The organism is Streptomyces neyagawaensis (genome assembly GCF_023516595.1).
Classification (GTDB): Bacteria; Actinomycetota; Actinomycetes; order Streptomycetales; family Streptomycetaceae; genus Streptomyces; species Streptomyces neyagawaensis.
Genome location: NZ_JAMGBG010000127.1, coordinates 1 through 15,252 on the forward strand (window position 1 = coordinate 1; position 15,252 = coordinate 15,252).

The window sequence follows — 15,252 nt, forward strand, 5'->3', positions numbered from 1 at the left end:
GGCGACACCGAATTCAGCCACGAGCCCACTCCAACCAGCGCTTGGTGACGGCCGACTCGTTCTTCAGCCACCACTCGACATCCGCGTCGAAGCCCTTGTCGTAGTACTTCGGCGCACCCGCGGACGCGTTGCGCTGCTCCTCGGTCAGCTTGCCGTAGGCCACCGGAGAAGACGGGTTCGACGGGAAGAACTTGACGATATTGGCCTGACTCTCCGCCCGCAGCGAGAAGTCCATCAGCTTGTAGGCGGCGTCCAGGTTCGCCGCGCCCTTGGCGATGGCATAACCCGAGAACTGACGGCGCGTACCGTTGAGCTGCCGCTCCACCGGCACACCCTGCTTCTGCAGATCGGCGAGACGACCGTCCCACACGGTGGACATCGTCACCTCCTCGCGGCTCAGCAGCACACCCGGGAGCGGGCCACTGTCCCAGAACTTCTTGATGTTGGACCGCAGCTCGGTCATCACCTTGAAGGCGCGGTCCACATCGAGCGGGTACAGCTTGTCCATCGGGACACCGTCGGCCAGCAGCGCGAACTCCAACTCCGGCAGGTCACCGTCCGGGTGAACCATCGCGCGGGAACCCTTGAACGCCTTGGTGTCCCAGAAGTCCGCCCACGACTCCGGCTTCCTGCCGCCGAAGGCGTCCGTGCGGTAGGCGATGCACTGGCCGTAGAAGCCGTAGCCGACGGCATGGTCGGTGATCTGGGCCTCGGGGATCTTCGCGCTCTTCACACTCTTGACCCGGTCGAGATCCAGCGCCTCCAGCGCGTCCTGCTTGACGTACTTGAAGTGGGACATCATCGAGTTGTTGATGAGGTCGCACTGCGGCCGGCCCTGCTTGATCTGCGCCAGCAGCGGAGCGTCGTCCAGGTTCAGCACCTTCACCTGGATGCCGGTCTCCTGCGTGAACGGCGTGTAGATCGCCTTCTGGAGAGCCGCGCCCCAGGAACCGCCGCTGTCACGGACGACCACCGTCTTACTGCCGCCCTTGCCACCACTCCCACCGGCCGTCCGGCTGGAGCCGGTACCGCAGGCGGAGAGGGAAGGAAGAGCGGCGAGGGCGGTCAGACCGCCTGCTCCGCGCAGGAGCGCTCTACGACCGATCTGGGCATCACTCATGGCAATACTCCTCATCTGGGGACGCGTGGGACCAGCTGTGCGGGGGCTTTACCTCGCAGGTGCGGGGGGGGTGGTGCAGTGTGACTAAGGCGGGCAGAGCATCGCCCGCCTGCGTTGCCGATCGCCGCTTTGGGGGCGTCGACGACCTTGTCGTCAGAGCGACGCCGATTGATGGCGGTGGGGAAGCTGGAGCCCTGGCAGGCGGTGATCAGCGGAGTGGGGGGTCTTCACCAGAGCCGCGGTATGAGGGCGTGGTGAGGGATGAAGCAGAGCCGGGTTTGCGGCTGAAGGACGGGCCGATCGGTTTGTCTGCGCCGGCGACAACTCAGCGGGTAGCTTGGCGAAAGATCCCGAAGACGATCGGGGTGCGCGGCATCGGGATCACATTACGGTCACGTAGATCTTGCGCACGGTTTCGATGGTCTTCCAGACACCGACGTAGCCCGGCTTCATGACGAAACTGTCGCCGGCCTTGTAGATCACCGGCTCGCCGCCTTCGGGTGTGAGTTCGACGACGCCGGAGAGGATGTGGCAGAACTCGAAGGTCTCGCCCTTGATCGAGCGCATCTCGCCGGGCGTCGCTTCCCAGACGCCCGTATGGATGGACTCCCCACGGGCGACGTCCTGAGCCCAGGTCTTGAAGGCGGGTTCGCCGGAGATCAAGCGTTCCGGGAGCGGGCCGGACTCTCGCGGCGCGAAAGAGGGATTGGTGTCGATGGCCTTCAGGAGCGACATGTCTTTCCTTTGGGAGCTTGAGGGATTGGCGGCCACTGTCGATGAGCTGCTGTCGAGCGGCGTCTGGCACACGCTCGTGGGTGGGGCCCGTTCCAGATGTGTGGAGGCCGGCGAGGCGTCGTGGCTGGTGCCGGGGTTGGCCGGGTGGCTCGGATGCGGTTGTCGGCATGGGCGCACCGTGGGTGGCCTTGTTCGAGCGCGGTGGCATGAGGCACGTGCTCGGCGCGGTTCGACAGTTCATGCCGCGATCGGCGGATGTCCGAGACAGAAGGCGAGACAGTGCAGGTTGTTCAGTCCCTTGCTGGTGGTGATGCCAAGCAGGGGCTCAGCCGGCGGTGTACCCGCCGTCGACGGTCAGGACCGATCCGGTCACGTACGACGACTCCGACGACGCGAAGAAGAGCACCGCGTCGGCGACCTCTTCGGGGGTGGCGAGGCGCTGGAGCGGGATCGTGCTCTCGCGCTGGCGGCGGTAGGCCTCGGGGTCGGGCCTGCGCTGGAACGCCGCTTCGATGATCGGGGTGGCGGTCAGGCCAGGGGCGACGACGTTGACGCGGATGTTGCGCGGGGCCAACTCGATCGCCGCGCCCTTGGCGAGCATGATGAGGCCCCCCTTGGCGGCGGAGTACAGGACCTGCCCTGCCATGCCGACCATGCCCAGCCGTGAGCTGACGCAGACGAACGAGCCGCCGGTCTCGGGCATGAGCGGCGCGAAGTGCTTCATCACCAGGAACGCGCTGAGCAGGTTGCTCTCCAGTACGTTCCTCGCGTCGTCGCAGGCCATCTCGGTGAGTGGACCGTCGGCCTGCAGACCGTGGTTGAGGACGACGACGTCGACGGTGCCGAAGGACTCCGCGGCCTGCTTGGCCAGGTGCTCGACGAACGTCTCGTCGTTGAGGTCTCCGGGAATGTATAGGTCGTCTGGCTGAGCGCTGTCGAGCCGCTCCTTGCGGCCAGTGAGCAGCAGCCGTCCGCCCTCCCGGCGGAAGTGGGAACTCACCGCCTGCCCTATGCCACTGCTGGCGCCTGTCACCAGGGCCGTGACGTTCTTGAGTCTCATGTCAGGCACTCCTCATACGCATGTCAGGCACTCCTCTTACGGGGGAGGTCGGTCAGGGGTGGGGGCTCGGGGAGGACGGGAGTCTCGTGCCATGCCGGTCAGTTGAGGAATCCGCGGGCGTCGACGGGCCAGCGCTCCAGCGAGGTGCCCGTGCTGTCGGTGACGATGAGTTCCTCGAAGCCGAGGACGACCGGGCACACGTGGTTCGGCACGACCGGTACGACGCTGCCGACGCCGGGGCGGAACTCGCCGTCCGGCAGCGGGAGGAACCCGTGGTACTCGTTGACCTTGGACAGGACCGCTGTCGTGCCGGCGATGCCGCCGTAGCCGATCTCGGGGCTGCCTTCCTTACTGAGGGCCTTGTTGCCCACATCGAGGATGACCTGACCGGGGACCCAGTCACTGACCACGGTCCCGGCGACGAACAGCGCGATCTGGTCCTCCGTGCAGGCGCCGAGCCGGGCATTGTTCAGATCTCCGAAGACATACTCGCCCGGACGGATCTCGGTGATCACGCCGCTGGTGGAGAACTCCAGGGTGGGAGTGGAGCCCGCGCTGACCACCTCCGCGGTGACCCCGACGCCTTCGAGGCCGCGTACCGCGGCGGTGAGCGTGGCTTCCTGGTCCTGCGCGGCGCGTCGGCGAGCGTCCTGGTCGGCACCACCGTGACCGGGATAGGTGAAGACGCCCACCGGCACCAGACCGCGCTTGCGGGCGGCGAGCGCGAGTTCGCCCGCGGCCTCGGGTGGCGCCCCGGAACGACGGGCACCGCAGTCGACCTCGATCACGACCTGCAGCCGGTCCGGTTCGTCTCCCATCGCGTCGGCGAGCGCCTCGATCGCCGCGACGTTTTCTACGCCGACCCGCAGCCGGGCGGACTCGGCGAGCCGGCGGATCCGGGCCTTCTTCGACCCTGCGGCCCAGATCGGGTAGGCGAGGAAGATGTCGTCGAACCCGGCCGCGGCGAAGACCTCGGCCTCACCGACATTGCCCGCGGTGATTCCGACCGCGCCCGCCTCGATCTGGCGTCGCCCGATCTCCACGCACTTGTGCGTCTTGACGTGCGGCCTGACCTGCAGGTTGTGCTGGTCGGCGAAACCCTGGACGCGGTCGATGTTGCCCTGCATGACGTCGACCAGCACGATCGGCGCGGGGGTGTCGATCCGCTCGACCAGAGCGTCGAGGACTCGTTGCAGCCGGTTCACGCTGCCCTCCTTGTGGTTCTGCCTGGAATGACCGAGGGGCGCGGGTGCTGACTCCCCTAAATGCTGAGCGCGCGGTCCGCGATAGCGCGCGCAATGGCGTACACCGCCTTCGGGTCTGCCTACGCAGCGGTGCAGACCATCTGGATCTCCACCGGACTGTTGAGCGGCAGACCGGCGACACCGATCGCAGTGCGGGCGTGCCGCCCGTTCTCACCCAGCACCTCGATCAGCAGCTCACTGGCCGCGTTGGCGACCTGCGACTGCTGACCGAAGTCCGGCGTACTGGCGACGAAGACCAGCATCTGCACGATCCGGACCCGCTCCAGATCACCCACCGCCTGCACAGCCGCGGCGAGGCAGTTGAGCACGGCATGGCGGGCCAGTGACCGCGCCGTCTCCAGCTCCACGTCCCCGCCGACAATGCCCTGCCCCAGCAACCAACCGTCCTTGTAAGGCAGCTGGCCCGAGATGTAGATGCTGGAGCCCACCGACCGGTGGTGCACGTAGTACGGGTTGTCGGCGAGTTCGGGAAGGGCGAGACCCAAAGCCTTGAGCCGATCGGAAGCCGAACCAGTGCTCACTGCTGACGCCACGGACTGGCTCATCGCGTCACCTCTGCGGACGGCACGAGGAACAGACCCGTGCGGTTGTCGATAAGTGGCTGTTTCATACGAATCTTGATCATCTGCACTCGGCTCTCTCCTCGAGTAACAGTGGCGATAAAACGCCGTATCGTGGCTTAAACTAGCCACCTTTTGTCGTTTGTCGACCATATGGGCGCCTGTTGAGCGCTGTCAATACCAAGTTCAGTCTCGAATACAACCTCGGAACACCGCATGCGGCTGCACTACCGCTGCTGGAGGCGACGGTCGACGCCGGGACCTGGCTCACCGGTTTTATCCGCTTCGGCATGGACGGTCCATGTGCGTGGCCGGCCTCACCAAGCAGCCGAAGACGGCGTATGAGCACGCGCGGTAGCGCTGGGACAGCTACGAGTACCACGAGTACTCCGACATGGCGTTCGGCCTGCTCAAGATCCTCAGGTACGACTTCAGCCAGATTTTGCGTCTTTGAACGCACTGGGCAGCCTCCCGGCGTGATCGACGAGCCGGAGTTGAGATCTGGAACAACGAACTCAAGGAACGGTTCCTGCGTACCGGCCACCGCTTCAGGCGCGTGCAACCGCGTCGCAGGATGCGTGACTACATCCGTGGACTGCTGGGCCCGGTCGGACGCACAAACGGCTGGCAGCTGGCCGAACACGCCGGACACCGCACACCCGACCACCTCCAAAGGCTCCTCAACCGCGTCCGCTGGAAGGCCGACGAGCTCCGCGACGGCCTCCAGCACTACGTAGCCGAACGGCTCAGCGAACCCGGCGGGATCCTCATCCTCGACGACACCGCTTCCTCAAGAAGGGCACCACCTCCTCCGGCGTGCAGCACCAGTACTCCGGGACCGCCGGCCGCACCGAGAACTGCAAGATCGGTGAGTACGCCGCCTACGCCACCACACGCGGACGCGCCCTGGTGGACCGGGTTCATAGCTGCCGACGCCGCGGCAAAAGGGGCAGCAGAAATGGTTCCTGCCTCGCGCCCCTCACCGTGGCAGAAGTTCGGCGGCTCCTGGCAACTGTCACCTCACCCACTGCCGTTGGCCCGTCCCTGATGAGCACGCGCGCGCTGAGATGGTCTCACTGGCGCCGACGGCGCCAAGCCGTCGCTCGCCGATGTCACTATCAGCGGCGGCTGCACACGATCGAGGGGCGGCCCGGGAAAGAGAACACGGGTCGGCAATCAGTCCACTACAGTAACCCAAACCGCCCCTGACCAGGGAAAACGTGAAAGTGCTGCTGGAGTACTAGAACTTCGGTCATGGGCTTCTCCGTTTCGGGTGGGTGGTAGCGGCTACGACAGCAAAGGGTCAGGGAAGCTTTCCGGTGAAGGCGAGTTCGACCAGTTCGCGCGCCTCCACGGCGCCGAGGGGCACCGGGTTGTTCTGCACCAGCCGACGAGCTCTCAGACCGTTCTCAGCGATCTCGTCGAGCTGGTCGTAGGTGACACCGAGGTCGGCGAGGGTGGCAGGGATCCCGATGTCGGAGAGCAGGTCGGCGACGGCCCGTACGGCGCCCTGAGGGGTCACGTTCTCCCCGGCACCGAGCAAGCGGCCGATTTCGGAGGTCTCCTCCGGGCGCGCCTCGGCGTTGAAAGCCATGGCGTACGGCAACAGACAGCCGACCCCGACTCCGTGCGCGGTGTGGGTGAGGGCGCCGATGGGGTACTGGAAGGCGTGCGCGACGGCAGTGCCGGCTGTGCCGAGCGCGAATCCGCCACACAGCGCCGCCATGGCCATGTCGTCGCGGTGCGGGCCCTCGCCGCCGGTGTGCACGCAGGTCCGCAGACTGCGGCCGACGAGCTCGAGTCCGTAACGGGCGTAGGCATCGGTCAGGGCGCCCTTGCCGACGAAAACACGCTCCTGGTACAGCTCGGAGGTGGGCTCGTGCCGGATCGCGGTGAACGATTCCACGAGGTGGCTGAGGGCGTCGGCGCCCGAGGCCGCAGAGAGGCCGCTGGGGCAACTGCCTGTCAGCACCGGGTCGATGACGGCGGTGTGCGGAATCAGGTGTGGCGATGAGATGCCGACCTTCATCACCGCTTCCGGGTCGCTCAGCACCGCGACGGGAGTGACCTCGGACCCGGTGCCGGCGGTGGTCGGGACCGCGACGACGGGGATCGTGGGACCCGGTACGGCGAACTCGCCGTAGTAGTCCCGCGGAGAGCCACCGTGCCGAAGCACCAGAGCCAGCACCTTGGCGAGGTCGATGCAGCTCCCACCGCCGATCCCCACCACGACCTCGGGGTCGGAGGCTTCCGAGCTACGGACGTGGGCCACTGCGGCGTCGACGTCACCGACCGGCAGATCTGGCGTGACCTGGTCGAACACGGTGACCCTGGCACCTCTGCGCCGCAAGGCGACGACGACGTCGTTGAAGAACGGGTCGCCGGCCATGCGCTCATCGGTCACGAGCACCACCTGGTTGCCCAAAGCGAGGACCATGGGAGCCAGGGCGGCCCGCTGGCCGGCTCCGTAGAGCACCTCGCGGGGTTGGCGGAGCAGCCCGAAGGAGGACGTGGGAGCAATGCCGGCCGAGCTACTTGGGGACATCGGTTTCCTTCCGTTGGGGATCGTGTCCGTCATGCGTGGTCGAGCGCTCGCAGCTCGGCCACGAGTGCAGTCGGCAGTTCGACGCCGTTTGCGAGTGCGCGCGAACGGCACTCGCGGGCCCGGTCGCCTGGGACGAGGACGGCGCGGTCGGGTCCGCTGTCGCGGATCTCGGTGAGGTAGTCAGTGAGGTGGCCGGGAACTACCGCCGGTCGCAGCAGTACGAAGAGGTCACCCTTGGTCGCGGGGTGCACCGAGTCGAGCGTGCCGGTGATTCCCGTCCCGAGTGCGGTGCCGGTCAGCGAGGCCACCATGAGCTCGATCGCGAGGCCCAGCCCGTATCCCTTTGCCCCGCCGAACGGGGCGAGCGCCCCCTCCTTCGCGCGCAGCGGATCGACGGTCGGCTCCCCGTCGGCATCCAGCGCCCACCCTGGCTCCAGGGGCTCCTCGCGTAGAGCATGGGCGTGGACTTTTCCCATGGAGATCTGGCTGGTGGCCATGTCGAGCACGAACGGCTCGGGCTCGGCGGGGACGCCGACCGCGATCGGGTTGGTCCCGATCAGCGCCCGCCGCCCGCCGTAAGGGTGGACCAGGGCTTCGCTGGTGGTCATGGCCAGGCACACGAGGCCGCGCTTCGCGACATGCTCTGCGTACCAGGCCAACATGCCGAGATGGTTGGCGGAGGCGATCGACGCGGCGGCGATCCCGGTCTCGTGGACACGCTCCTGCACGACGTCCAGGGCGGTCCGGGCCACGACGGGTCCGAGCCCCTGTCCGCCCTCGACCTGTAGGAGGGCCTGTCCGATCCACGTGTGGGTCCCGGTGGTCTCCGGGTCGGCGACGCCGGCCCGGATTCGGCGCACGAGCCGGGGAAGCCGGAGTAGTCCGTGCGACGGCTGGCCTTTGAGCTCGGCGTCGATCAGTAGGTCTGCCTGCCACCGCGCCCCCTTCACGGGTACGCCGGCGGATCGAAGCGCGCGCTCGGCCAAATCACGAAGCTCGGCCACGGGCAGGCGAACCGGCTTCTCCAACGGCTGTCCAAGCGGGTTCGGGGTGCTCACGGGGCGGTCCTCCATCATGCGTCGGCCTGCGATGACTGCACAGAGACTGACAGTAGATCCGATCGGATTCAAGAAGCGATCCGATCGGATTCTGCAAGGATCCGATCGGATCTTGAGTCAGATCCGATCGGATGTCATAGTGATTCCCAGTGCATCAACCGATGACAGGAGTGTTCCGCGTTGACGAGTCAACCGGCGAACGTCCCCAGGAAGGGACCGGTGGTCACCGAGGTGTACCACCTGATCTTCGGCATGTTGATCTCCCAGGAGATCCCGCCCGGTGCCCGGATGGCGGTCGACGAAATCGCCCGCAAACTGGGGGTGTCGCAGACGCCGGTACGCCAAGCGCTGGCCACTCTGGAGGCCGAGGGCCTGGTCACGCGTACCCACCTTGTCGGCTACCGAGCCGGCGAGTTGATGACACGCAGGCAGTTCGATGACCTCTTCGCAGTTCGTGCGTTTCTCGAGCCGCAAGCGGCCCGGCTAGCAGCCGAGAAGCCCGCGCCGGAGAGGCTCGCGGAGATGCGCAGCACCCAGAGTGAGATGACCTACGAGGCTTCTCGCAACGGTGTGGTGCCCTACGGCACGTTTGCGCGGCACGACGCCGAGCTGCACTCAGCCATTGCCGAGGCCTCTCGCAACGAAGCGCTGCGCGACGCGGTCTCCCGGCTCAATGCCCATGTCCACCTGTTTCGCCTGTACGTCGACCGTGCTGTCACCCACGACGCACTCGACGAGCACGAGGAGATCGTTTCGGCTATCGAGCACCGCGATCCACGGCGGGCGGCGGCCGCGATGCGCGCTCATCTCCGTCGCTCGCAAAAGCGCCTCCGCTCGGCATTCGAGTAGCTGCCGGCACTGCTGTCCATCTGTACCGGTGCCATGTCACTACGCCCTGCCCACATGAGGCGTGTCCATTTCGACCGTTCAAGACTCTGGGCACGTCCCGCACATCGCCGTCAATGCCGGCGACGGGATCGGCCCCAAGGTGACCGAGAGTGCCCTAGCGGTCGTGCGGGGCCGCGGGGATCGAGATGGCCACCACCGACGTGCCCGTCTCGGCTGGCCTGTGTTCCTTCGAGAAGTGAGACATGAGGAGTTCCATGAGTGCGCTGGTCAGTCTTGAATCCATCCAGGACGCGGCGGAGCGGATCCGCGGGTACGCCCTCCGGACACCTCTGATGGTGTCGCCGTGGGAGGGACTTTCACTGAAGCCGGAGAGCCTGCAACCGGTGGGCAGCTTCAAGATTCGTGGTGCCACAACGGCAATCACCCGCCTTGCGCCGGAGGCTCGCCAACGAGGTATCGTCGCGATGTCATCGGGCAACCACGCACAGGCCGTGGCCTACGTGGCCCGCAGTCTTGGAATCGCGGCGCACATCTTCATTCCGGACAACGCTCCGGCACGAAAGATCGAAGCAACCAGAGCCTTGGGCGCTGTCGTTGAGGTGGTGCCACCCGAAGAGCAGTACAGCCGACCGGAGGAGTTCGCACGAGAGACGGGCAAGACTCTCATTCCTCCGTTCGAGAACCTTGACGTTATTTCCGGGCAGGGCACCATCGGCGTGGAGATCGCCGCGGATGACCCGGGCATCTCGACAATCCTGGTGCCAGTGGCCGGCGGCGGACTGATCGCGGGGATCGCGGCCGCCGCGGCGGCGTTGCTGCCGAACGCGCGAGTGATCGGCGTCGAGCCGGAGCTAGCCGCGGACGCCGCGGAGTCTCTTCACACCGGCGCACTCCGGGCGTGGGCTGCTCAGGAGACGGCACGAACAATCGCCGACGGGTTGCGCACTGCCAGCCTCGGCGAAATGGCCTGGCCACATGTGAAGGCCTACGTGCACGACATCTTGACCGTTACCGAGGACGAGATCGAAGACGCCACCAGACGACTCGCGGTCGAGGCCCGGCTTCTAGCGGAGCCTAGCGGCGCGGTCACCACAGCGGCGTACCTCCACCGGCGTCGCGAACTGCCGGCAGGACGTGCGGTGGCGGTGGTGTCCGGAGGCAACATTGATCCCGCATTCCTGAGCGGCCTGGTCGCAGATGCTGAGAAGGTACCGCGGAACACGCCTGCCGGCGCTTGCCCGTAGACAAAACTCCTGCGCATCACGCCCAGCCTTGCCCCACCGAACCTGATCCGCGAAGGAGGCCAGGTCGGCCCGAACGTCTGCTGAGGGCATGGGCGACTATCAACACCGCCGACGCCATGTGCCTGGTCTGCTCTCAGCCGTGACGCCCGTCACCGTGAAGACGGTGATAGGGCACTGATCGGCGTCTGGGTTATGCCCGCCAGCTCCGGGACCCTCGCCGACGGGCGTGACCTAGCACCGATCGGTTGTCGAGGTCATCGGGCGTCGACTCCACGAACGGTCTGCATGCAGACGTCACGGCGAGTCCCATCGTTTGCGTCGGACCTGTTCCACGAGTCGAAAGCAAGGTGTACTGCGCGGTCGTCCTGGACACGTTCTCGCGACGCGTGGTGGGCTCGCCCACTGCGGAGCTGATTCACTCAAGATCCACTACAGATCGTGTGGAGAGTGCGAGCTTGATCCTCACCGTTTCGGCATGGGCGTGCGACGTCACGGTGGCGAGCGGGCTTTGACGCGCTTCACGCACGTCGGCGTGGCCTCAAGCGTGCCGGGGCGCGTGTTCTCCTGGCACTGCCGTCCGGGCTCCCAGCCCCATGGGGAAGTGGGCGGCCAGTTCCTTGCGGAACGCGTCGGTGTCGCCTTCCAGGGCGACCGTGGCCAACCTCTCGTGCTCGACGACCAGTTGCTGCGGGTTGTCGCTGTACGTGCGGTGATCGACGCTGAGATAGAGGCGCAGCTTGGTCTCCCAGCCGTTCCACATGCCCTGCAGGACGCCGTGGCCCGAGAGGTCGTAGAAGAGCCTGTGGAAGCGGAGGTGCGCGTCGATGCTGGCCGGGATGTCGTCCTTCTCCATGGCCCGGCGCAGATCCTCGACGGTCTGCAGCAACTGGGGCCGCTCAGCACCGCGCAGCGCTTCGGCGGAGAGCTCGGCGGCGTACGGTTCGACGCGTAGCCGGACCGAGTCGATCTCGGCGACCTCGCGCGCGCTCACCTCCACGACGAACGCGCCACGGTAAGGGATCTTGACGACGAGCCCTTCTTCCTCCAGCTTGGTCAGGGCCTCGCGCAGCGGGGACCGGCTGATCCCCAGGTCCGTGGCGATGTGCGCCTCGCGCAGCTGGCCACCAGGAGGGACGCTTCCATCGAGGATGGCGGCACGCAACGTGCGGTAGACACCGTCCGGCGTCGTCGTCCGCTGCTCCTGCCACTCGAACTTGTGGTCCACCCCGTCACCCTCCCCTGCTCACGCCATCACCTGGTCGTTTGTCGACTATACCCCCGCCGATCTGGCGTCAACACCTCAAGTTGACTGCCAGGCACGGAGCTCACTGATATTCACAACGGCGCCCCATCCGGTTCGCGGGTCACGGTGACAGGCGGCGCCTCGGGGCCGTTTGGTTCTCAGACCGATGCTGGACCGGCGGCACCGACGCTCGCAGACCTGCAGCGGACGCAGCCGACGAGGGGAAGCGCTGTGGGCCCATCTCCATCTTTCCGGACGCCAACGCTTCTCATTCATCGCGTCGGTACCAGGTTTCACGTCAGTAGCTGAGCGCCTGGCTGACCGGTGACATTGCCGTTGTTCGCGGCCTGCTCGATGAGCCTGGCGCTCAGCCGGCCTGCACGAACTCGGAGGCGACCTCGGCCGAGAGGCGATTGCGCCCCGATCACCTCATCCATTCTGGAAGCGGATCATCGCCGGGTCTGTCTGCCTGAGCCACTCCTCCGCGAGGTTGACAGTCGAGGGTATTCGGTCGACAATCGACCAACAATATGGTCGACAATCGACTAGCACTGACCACTAACGAACGAGGAGGATCAGTGGGATTCGATGCCAAGCCCAAGTACGTGACGTTCGACATGAACGGCACGCTGATCAAGTTCAGCATCAACGACACGATGCGCGAGGTCCTGGGCGACCGGCTGCCGGCCGAGGTCGCCGACGACTACCTGCGGATCTGCAAGGCGTACCGGATCGACGAGTGCACGGGCGCGTACCAGCCGTTCCACCAGGTCGTCGCCCGCTCCATGGAGCGCACCTCACGCAAGCTCGGCCTCGAGTACCGCGAGGAGGACGCGCGGGCGGTGTACGAGACCATCCCCACCTGGGGCCCGTACCCCGGTGTCACCGAGGCACTGAACCGCCTGGCCGAGGAAGTCCCGCTGGTGATCATCACGAACAGCGACACCGCGCACGCCGAGCGCCTCGCGGAGAACCTGAAGGCCCCGTTCGAGGTCGTCATCAGCGCCGAGGAGATGGGCATCTACAAGCCGCGACTCGGCGCGTTCGACTACATGCTCGACAAGCTCGGCGTGACACCCGACGAGATCGTGCACGTCTCCGCGAGCCCGATGTACGACCACCGCTCCGCGGCGATCGTGGGCATCGAGAACAAGGTGTACATGGACCGCGGCTGGGAGCACGACGAGCACTGGCTCGGCTACGAGCGGATCACCGACATCGCCGACCTCCCCGTCCTCTTCGGCCTCCCGCGCCCCTGACGCCTGAGCCCGATCGGAGAACCGAGGAAATGATTCACAGAAGGAGGGTGGCGGCATGACTCAGCTGCTGTATCAAACCGTCAAGGGAGACTCGGCTTCAGAAAGGCTCCAGGCCCTGGGGCTGAAGCTGCCCGCCCTCGCCGGCACCACGTACCTCGTGCCCCACCGGACGGTGGGCTCCATCATCCACCTCTCCGGCCAACTACCCTTCAAGGACGGCGAGCTGCTGGGTCAGGGCGTGGTCGGCCGGGACGTGGAGCTGGAGACCGCGCAGGAGCTCGCACGCCATGCCGCGCTCAACTGTCTCGCTGCCGCTGCGCAGGCGGTGGGCGACCTGGACCGGGTCCGGATCGTGCAGATGCTGGTCTTCGTGGCCAGCACGCCGGACTTCGCTCAGCAGTCGAACGTCGCCAACGCAGCCAGTGAACTGCTCATCGAGGTACTGGGTGAGAACGGGCGGCACGCCCGCACTGCGATCGGTGTCGCCGGGCTGCCGCTCAACACCCCCGTCGAGATCCAGGTCGTCTGCACCGCTGTGTAGCGGCGAGCAGTGCGGCGGTGGCCCGGCTTCGACGGGCACTCGACGCCCTCTGCCAGCACGATCGACACCCCAGTGGAGATCCTGCTGGCCGACGCGAGGGGCAGATCCCGCTCCGGCGCCTCGCCCTCCCGACGAGATCACTGACGCCGTCCTGTTCCTCACGTCGCCGGAATCCTCGCGCATCCCCGGGGCAACGAACCCCGTCGACACCGGCTACACCGTCTTCCAGCAGCGGCCCACGCGGTTCCCAGAGAAGGTCGACATCACGCCTGGTGACGAGTCGGCACCCTCCCCTGGGTCGGCTACCGGGCACGGAAGTGGGAACCGGAACCCGTTCGCTGGCTGGGTGTTCACGCCATGTACCAGCTCTTCGGCATCGCCGACCGGTGGGAAGAACGCAGGAACTCCAGCCAGACCTCACTCCTGGCCCGATTCGGCAGCCGCCTCGCCGGACTCCACGAGTAAACGAAAAGGAACGCTCTCATGGACGCACGACTCGCCGTCATCGGCTTGGGCAGCATCGGAAGCATGGCCCTGTGGCAGGCCTCCCGACTGTCCGACTCGGTAGTCGGTTTCGAGGCAGCCACCCCCGCCCACGGCCGCAGCGCCGTCGGCGGAGACACCCGCCTGTTCCGCATGATCTACCTCGGCAGGCCCGACTACTACCCCATCATCGAACGCTCCCGCGGCCTGTGGGCCGAACTCGAAGCGGAAACCGGGCAGGACATCCTCACCACCACCGGCGGCCTCACCATCGGGACGGCAAACAGTAACTTCATCAACAGCCTCCTCGAGACAGCGCGTATCAACGGAGCCGAGCACAGCGTCCTCAGCCGGGAGGAGATAGCTGAGCGCTATCCCCAGCACAACCTCCGCCCCGACGACTGCGCAGTCCACGACACCCGCGGCGGCGTTCTGCGCACCGACCGCGCCGTCAGCGCCGCCGTCGCGGCGGCCCGGGCGAACGGTGCCACCGTCCTGCAGAACACTCCCGTGGACAGCATCACCGAAACCGACCACGGCGTCGTCGTCACCTCGGGCGACAGAACCTGGACATTCGACAAGGTCATCGTCGCCTCGGGCGGCTGGTCCCGCAGGCTCATGCCCGACCACCTCAAGGCGGTCACCGAAACCCATCGGATCGTCCTGACCTGGTTCATCGCCCAGGACGGCACCCAGTTCTCGCCGGAGAACTTCCCCGCTTTCAGCCGGTGGTACGAGGATCGCTCCATGTACGGCGCACCCGCCGTCGACGGCGTGACGGTCAAGGCATCGGTGGACGGACCGCTGGCCGGGCGCGCGAGGGCGACCCCCGACCCGGACTCCGTGCCCAGGGAACTCACCCGGGAAGAAATCGACAAGGCAACCGAGATCGTCACCGAGTTCTTCCCCGGCCTGATCCCCACCATCGCGCGCGCCGACGCCTTCCCCGACCTCTTCACCCAGGACAGGCATCCCCTCATCGGCTGGCTGGATCAGAACAGCAGCGTCTACTGCGCCACCGGATTCTCCGGGAAGGGCTTCAAGATGGCCACCGGCTACGGCCACATCGCCGCACACGAGGCGCTCGGCAAGCAGACGTTCGACGGGCTGGACTTCGTGCGTCCGGACCGGTTCAAGACCAGGTAACCGCCCACTCCTGCCGCCTCGGCGAAGTGGTCTCGGTATCGCCATCCGGCTGACGGTCGTTGTGCGACTCATCTATTGATGTGCCGAACGCGTCCCCTGGGCCGTCCTCGCCCCGGCCGCCGTCCTGGGCCCTGCTCGGGGCGC

Annotated in this window: 13 protein-coding genes and 1 pseudogene; 6 read left to right on the top strand and 8 right to left on the bottom strand. The window is 66.6% G+C overall.

All coding sequences use genetic code 11. The annotated features are described in order from the left end of the window. Positions 1 to 13 precede the first annotated feature (13 nt). The 5 genes from M8J73_RS36355 to M8J73_RS36375 form a co-directional block, all read right to left on the bottom strand. On the bottom strand, positions 14 to 1,120 hold the full coding sequence (locus tag M8J73_RS36355) for an ABC transporter substrate-binding protein (protein WP_055540583.1): 1,107 nt from the start codon (positions 1,118 to 1,120) through the stop codon (positions 14 to 16). Between the two features lie 381 nt (positions 1,121 to 1,501). Then, on the bottom strand, positions 1,502 to 1,855 hold the full coding sequence (locus M8J73_RS36360) for a cupin domain-containing protein (protein WP_055540584.1): 354 nt from the start codon (positions 1,853 to 1,855) through the stop codon (positions 1,502 to 1,504). A 325-nt stretch (positions 1,856 to 2,180) separates the two neighbouring features. Further along, positions 2,181 to 2,915: an SDR family NAD(P)-dependent oxidoreductase gene (locus M8J73_RS36365; RefSeq protein WP_249829574.1), complete on the bottom strand. Its 735-nt coding sequence runs from the start codon at positions 2,913 to 2,915 to the stop codon at positions 2,181 to 2,183. 98 nt (positions 2,916 to 3,013) lie between these two features. Then, positions 3,014 to 4,120, bottom strand: a complete 1,107-nt coding sequence (locus M8J73_RS36370; RefSeq protein WP_249829575.1) for an alanine racemase — start codon at positions 4,118 to 4,120, stop codon at positions 3,014 to 3,016. 119 nt (positions 4,121 to 4,239) lie between these two features. Next, complete coding sequence (locus tag M8J73_RS36375) at positions 4,240 to 4,725, bottom strand: RidA family protein (RefSeq protein ID WP_055542097.1); 486 nt, start codon at positions 4,723 to 4,725, stop codon at positions 4,240 to 4,242. 514 nt (positions 4,726 to 5,239) lie between these two features. Between M8J73_RS36375 and M8J73_RS36380 the strand changes: the two are divergent. Then, positions 5,240 to 5,658: pseudogene (locus M8J73_RS36380) on the top strand (IS701 family transposase); the annotation flags it as partial. 385 nt (positions 5,659 to 6,043) lie between these two features. On the opposite strand, the gene M8J73_RS36385 reads toward M8J73_RS36380, so the two are convergent. Beyond that, positions 6,044 to 7,285, bottom strand: coding sequence for an iron-containing alcohol dehydrogenase (locus M8J73_RS36385; protein WP_055542098.1), 1,242 nt, complete (start codon positions 7,283 to 7,285; stop codon positions 6,044 to 6,046). A gap of 29 nt (positions 7,286 to 7,314) precedes the next feature. Beyond that, a complete protein-coding gene (locus M8J73_RS36390; RefSeq protein ID WP_206188010.1) occupies positions 7,315 to 8,343 on the bottom strand; it encodes an Ldh family oxidoreductase in 1,029 nt (342 codons plus the stop codon). A gap of 219 nt (positions 8,344 to 8,562) precedes the next feature. On the opposite strand from M8J73_RS36390, the gene M8J73_RS36395 reads away from it, so the two are divergent. Together M8J73_RS36395 and M8J73_RS36400 are read left to right on the top strand one after the other, a co-directional pair. After that, the gene (locus tag M8J73_RS36395; protein WP_079055181.1) at positions 8,563 to 9,192 is read left to right on the top strand and encodes a GntR family transcriptional regulator; all 630 of its coding nucleotides are present in this window, start codon (positions 8,563 to 8,565) and stop codon (positions 9,190 to 9,192) included. Positions 9,193 to 9,446: 254 nt separating this feature from the next. After that, positions 9,447 to 10,436 carry a threonine ammonia-lyase gene (locus M8J73_RS36400; protein WP_055542101.1) on the top strand — a complete coding sequence of 330 codons (990 nt, stop codon included), beginning with the start codon at positions 9,447 to 9,449 and terminating at the stop codon, positions 10,434 to 10,436. A 538-nt stretch (positions 10,437 to 10,974) separates the two neighbouring features. On the opposite strand, the gene M8J73_RS36405 is transcribed toward M8J73_RS36400, so the two are convergent. Then, entirely contained in the window at positions 10,975 to 11,661 is a 687-nt protein-coding gene (locus M8J73_RS36405) for a GntR family transcriptional regulator (protein ID WP_055542102.1), read from the bottom strand. 596 nt (positions 11,662 to 12,257) lie between these two features. On the opposite strand from M8J73_RS36405, the gene M8J73_RS36410 reads away from it, so the two are divergent. The 3 genes from M8J73_RS36410 (at position 12,258) to solA (ending at position 15,108) form a co-directional block, all read left to right on the top strand. Then, entirely contained in the window at positions 12,258 to 12,938 is a 681-nt protein-coding gene (locus tag M8J73_RS36410) for a haloacid dehalogenase type II (protein WP_055542103.1), read from the top strand. 55 nt (positions 12,939 to 12,993) lie between these two features. Continuing rightward, a complete protein-coding gene (locus tag M8J73_RS36415; protein WP_055542104.1) occupies positions 12,994 to 13,479 on the top strand; it encodes a RidA family protein in 486 nt (161 codons plus the stop codon). 483 nt (positions 13,480 to 13,962) lie between these two features. Further along, positions 13,963 to 15,108 (top strand): N-methyl-L-tryptophan oxidase, encoded by a 1,146-nt coding sequence (gene solA / locus M8J73_RS36420; RefSeq protein ID WP_249829576.1) that lies wholly within the window; start codon positions 13,963 to 13,965, stop codon positions 15,106 to 15,108. Positions 15,109 to 15,252 lie beyond the last annotated feature (144 nt).

Excerpts from the sequence above, each read along its gene's own strand:
- M8J73_RS36355 (WP_055540583.1), bottom strand. The coding sequence starts at position 1,120 with ATGAGTGATGCCCAGATCGGTCGTAGAGCGCTCCTGCGCGGAGCAGGC.
- M8J73_RS36360 (WP_055540584.1), bottom strand. The coding sequence starts at position 1,855 with ATGTCGCTCCTGAAGGCCATCGACACCAATCCCTCTTTCGCGCCGCGA.
- M8J73_RS36365 (WP_249829574.1), bottom strand. The coding sequence starts at position 2,915 with ATGAGACTCAAGAACGTCACGGCCCTGGTGACAGGCGCCAGCAGTGGC.
- M8J73_RS36375 (WP_055542097.1), bottom strand. The coding sequence starts at position 4,725 with ATGAGCCAGTCCGTGGCGTCAGCAGTGAGCACTGGTTCGGCTTCCGAT.
- M8J73_RS36385 (WP_055542098.1), bottom strand. The coding sequence starts at position 7,285 with ATGTCCCCAAGTAGCTCGGCCGGCATTGCTCCCACGTCCTCCTTCGGG.
- M8J73_RS36400 (WP_055542101.1), top strand. The coding sequence starts at position 9,447 with ATGAGTGCGCTGGTCAGTCTTGAATCCATCCAGGACGCGGCGGAGCGG.
- M8J73_RS36415 (WP_055542104.1), top strand. The coding sequence starts at position 12,994 with ATGACTCAGCTGCTGTATCAAACCGTCAAGGGAGACTCGGCTTCAGAA.
- solA (WP_249829576.1), top strand. The coding sequence starts at position 13,963 with ATGGACGCACGACTCGCCGTCATCGGCTTGGGCAGCATCGGAAGCATG.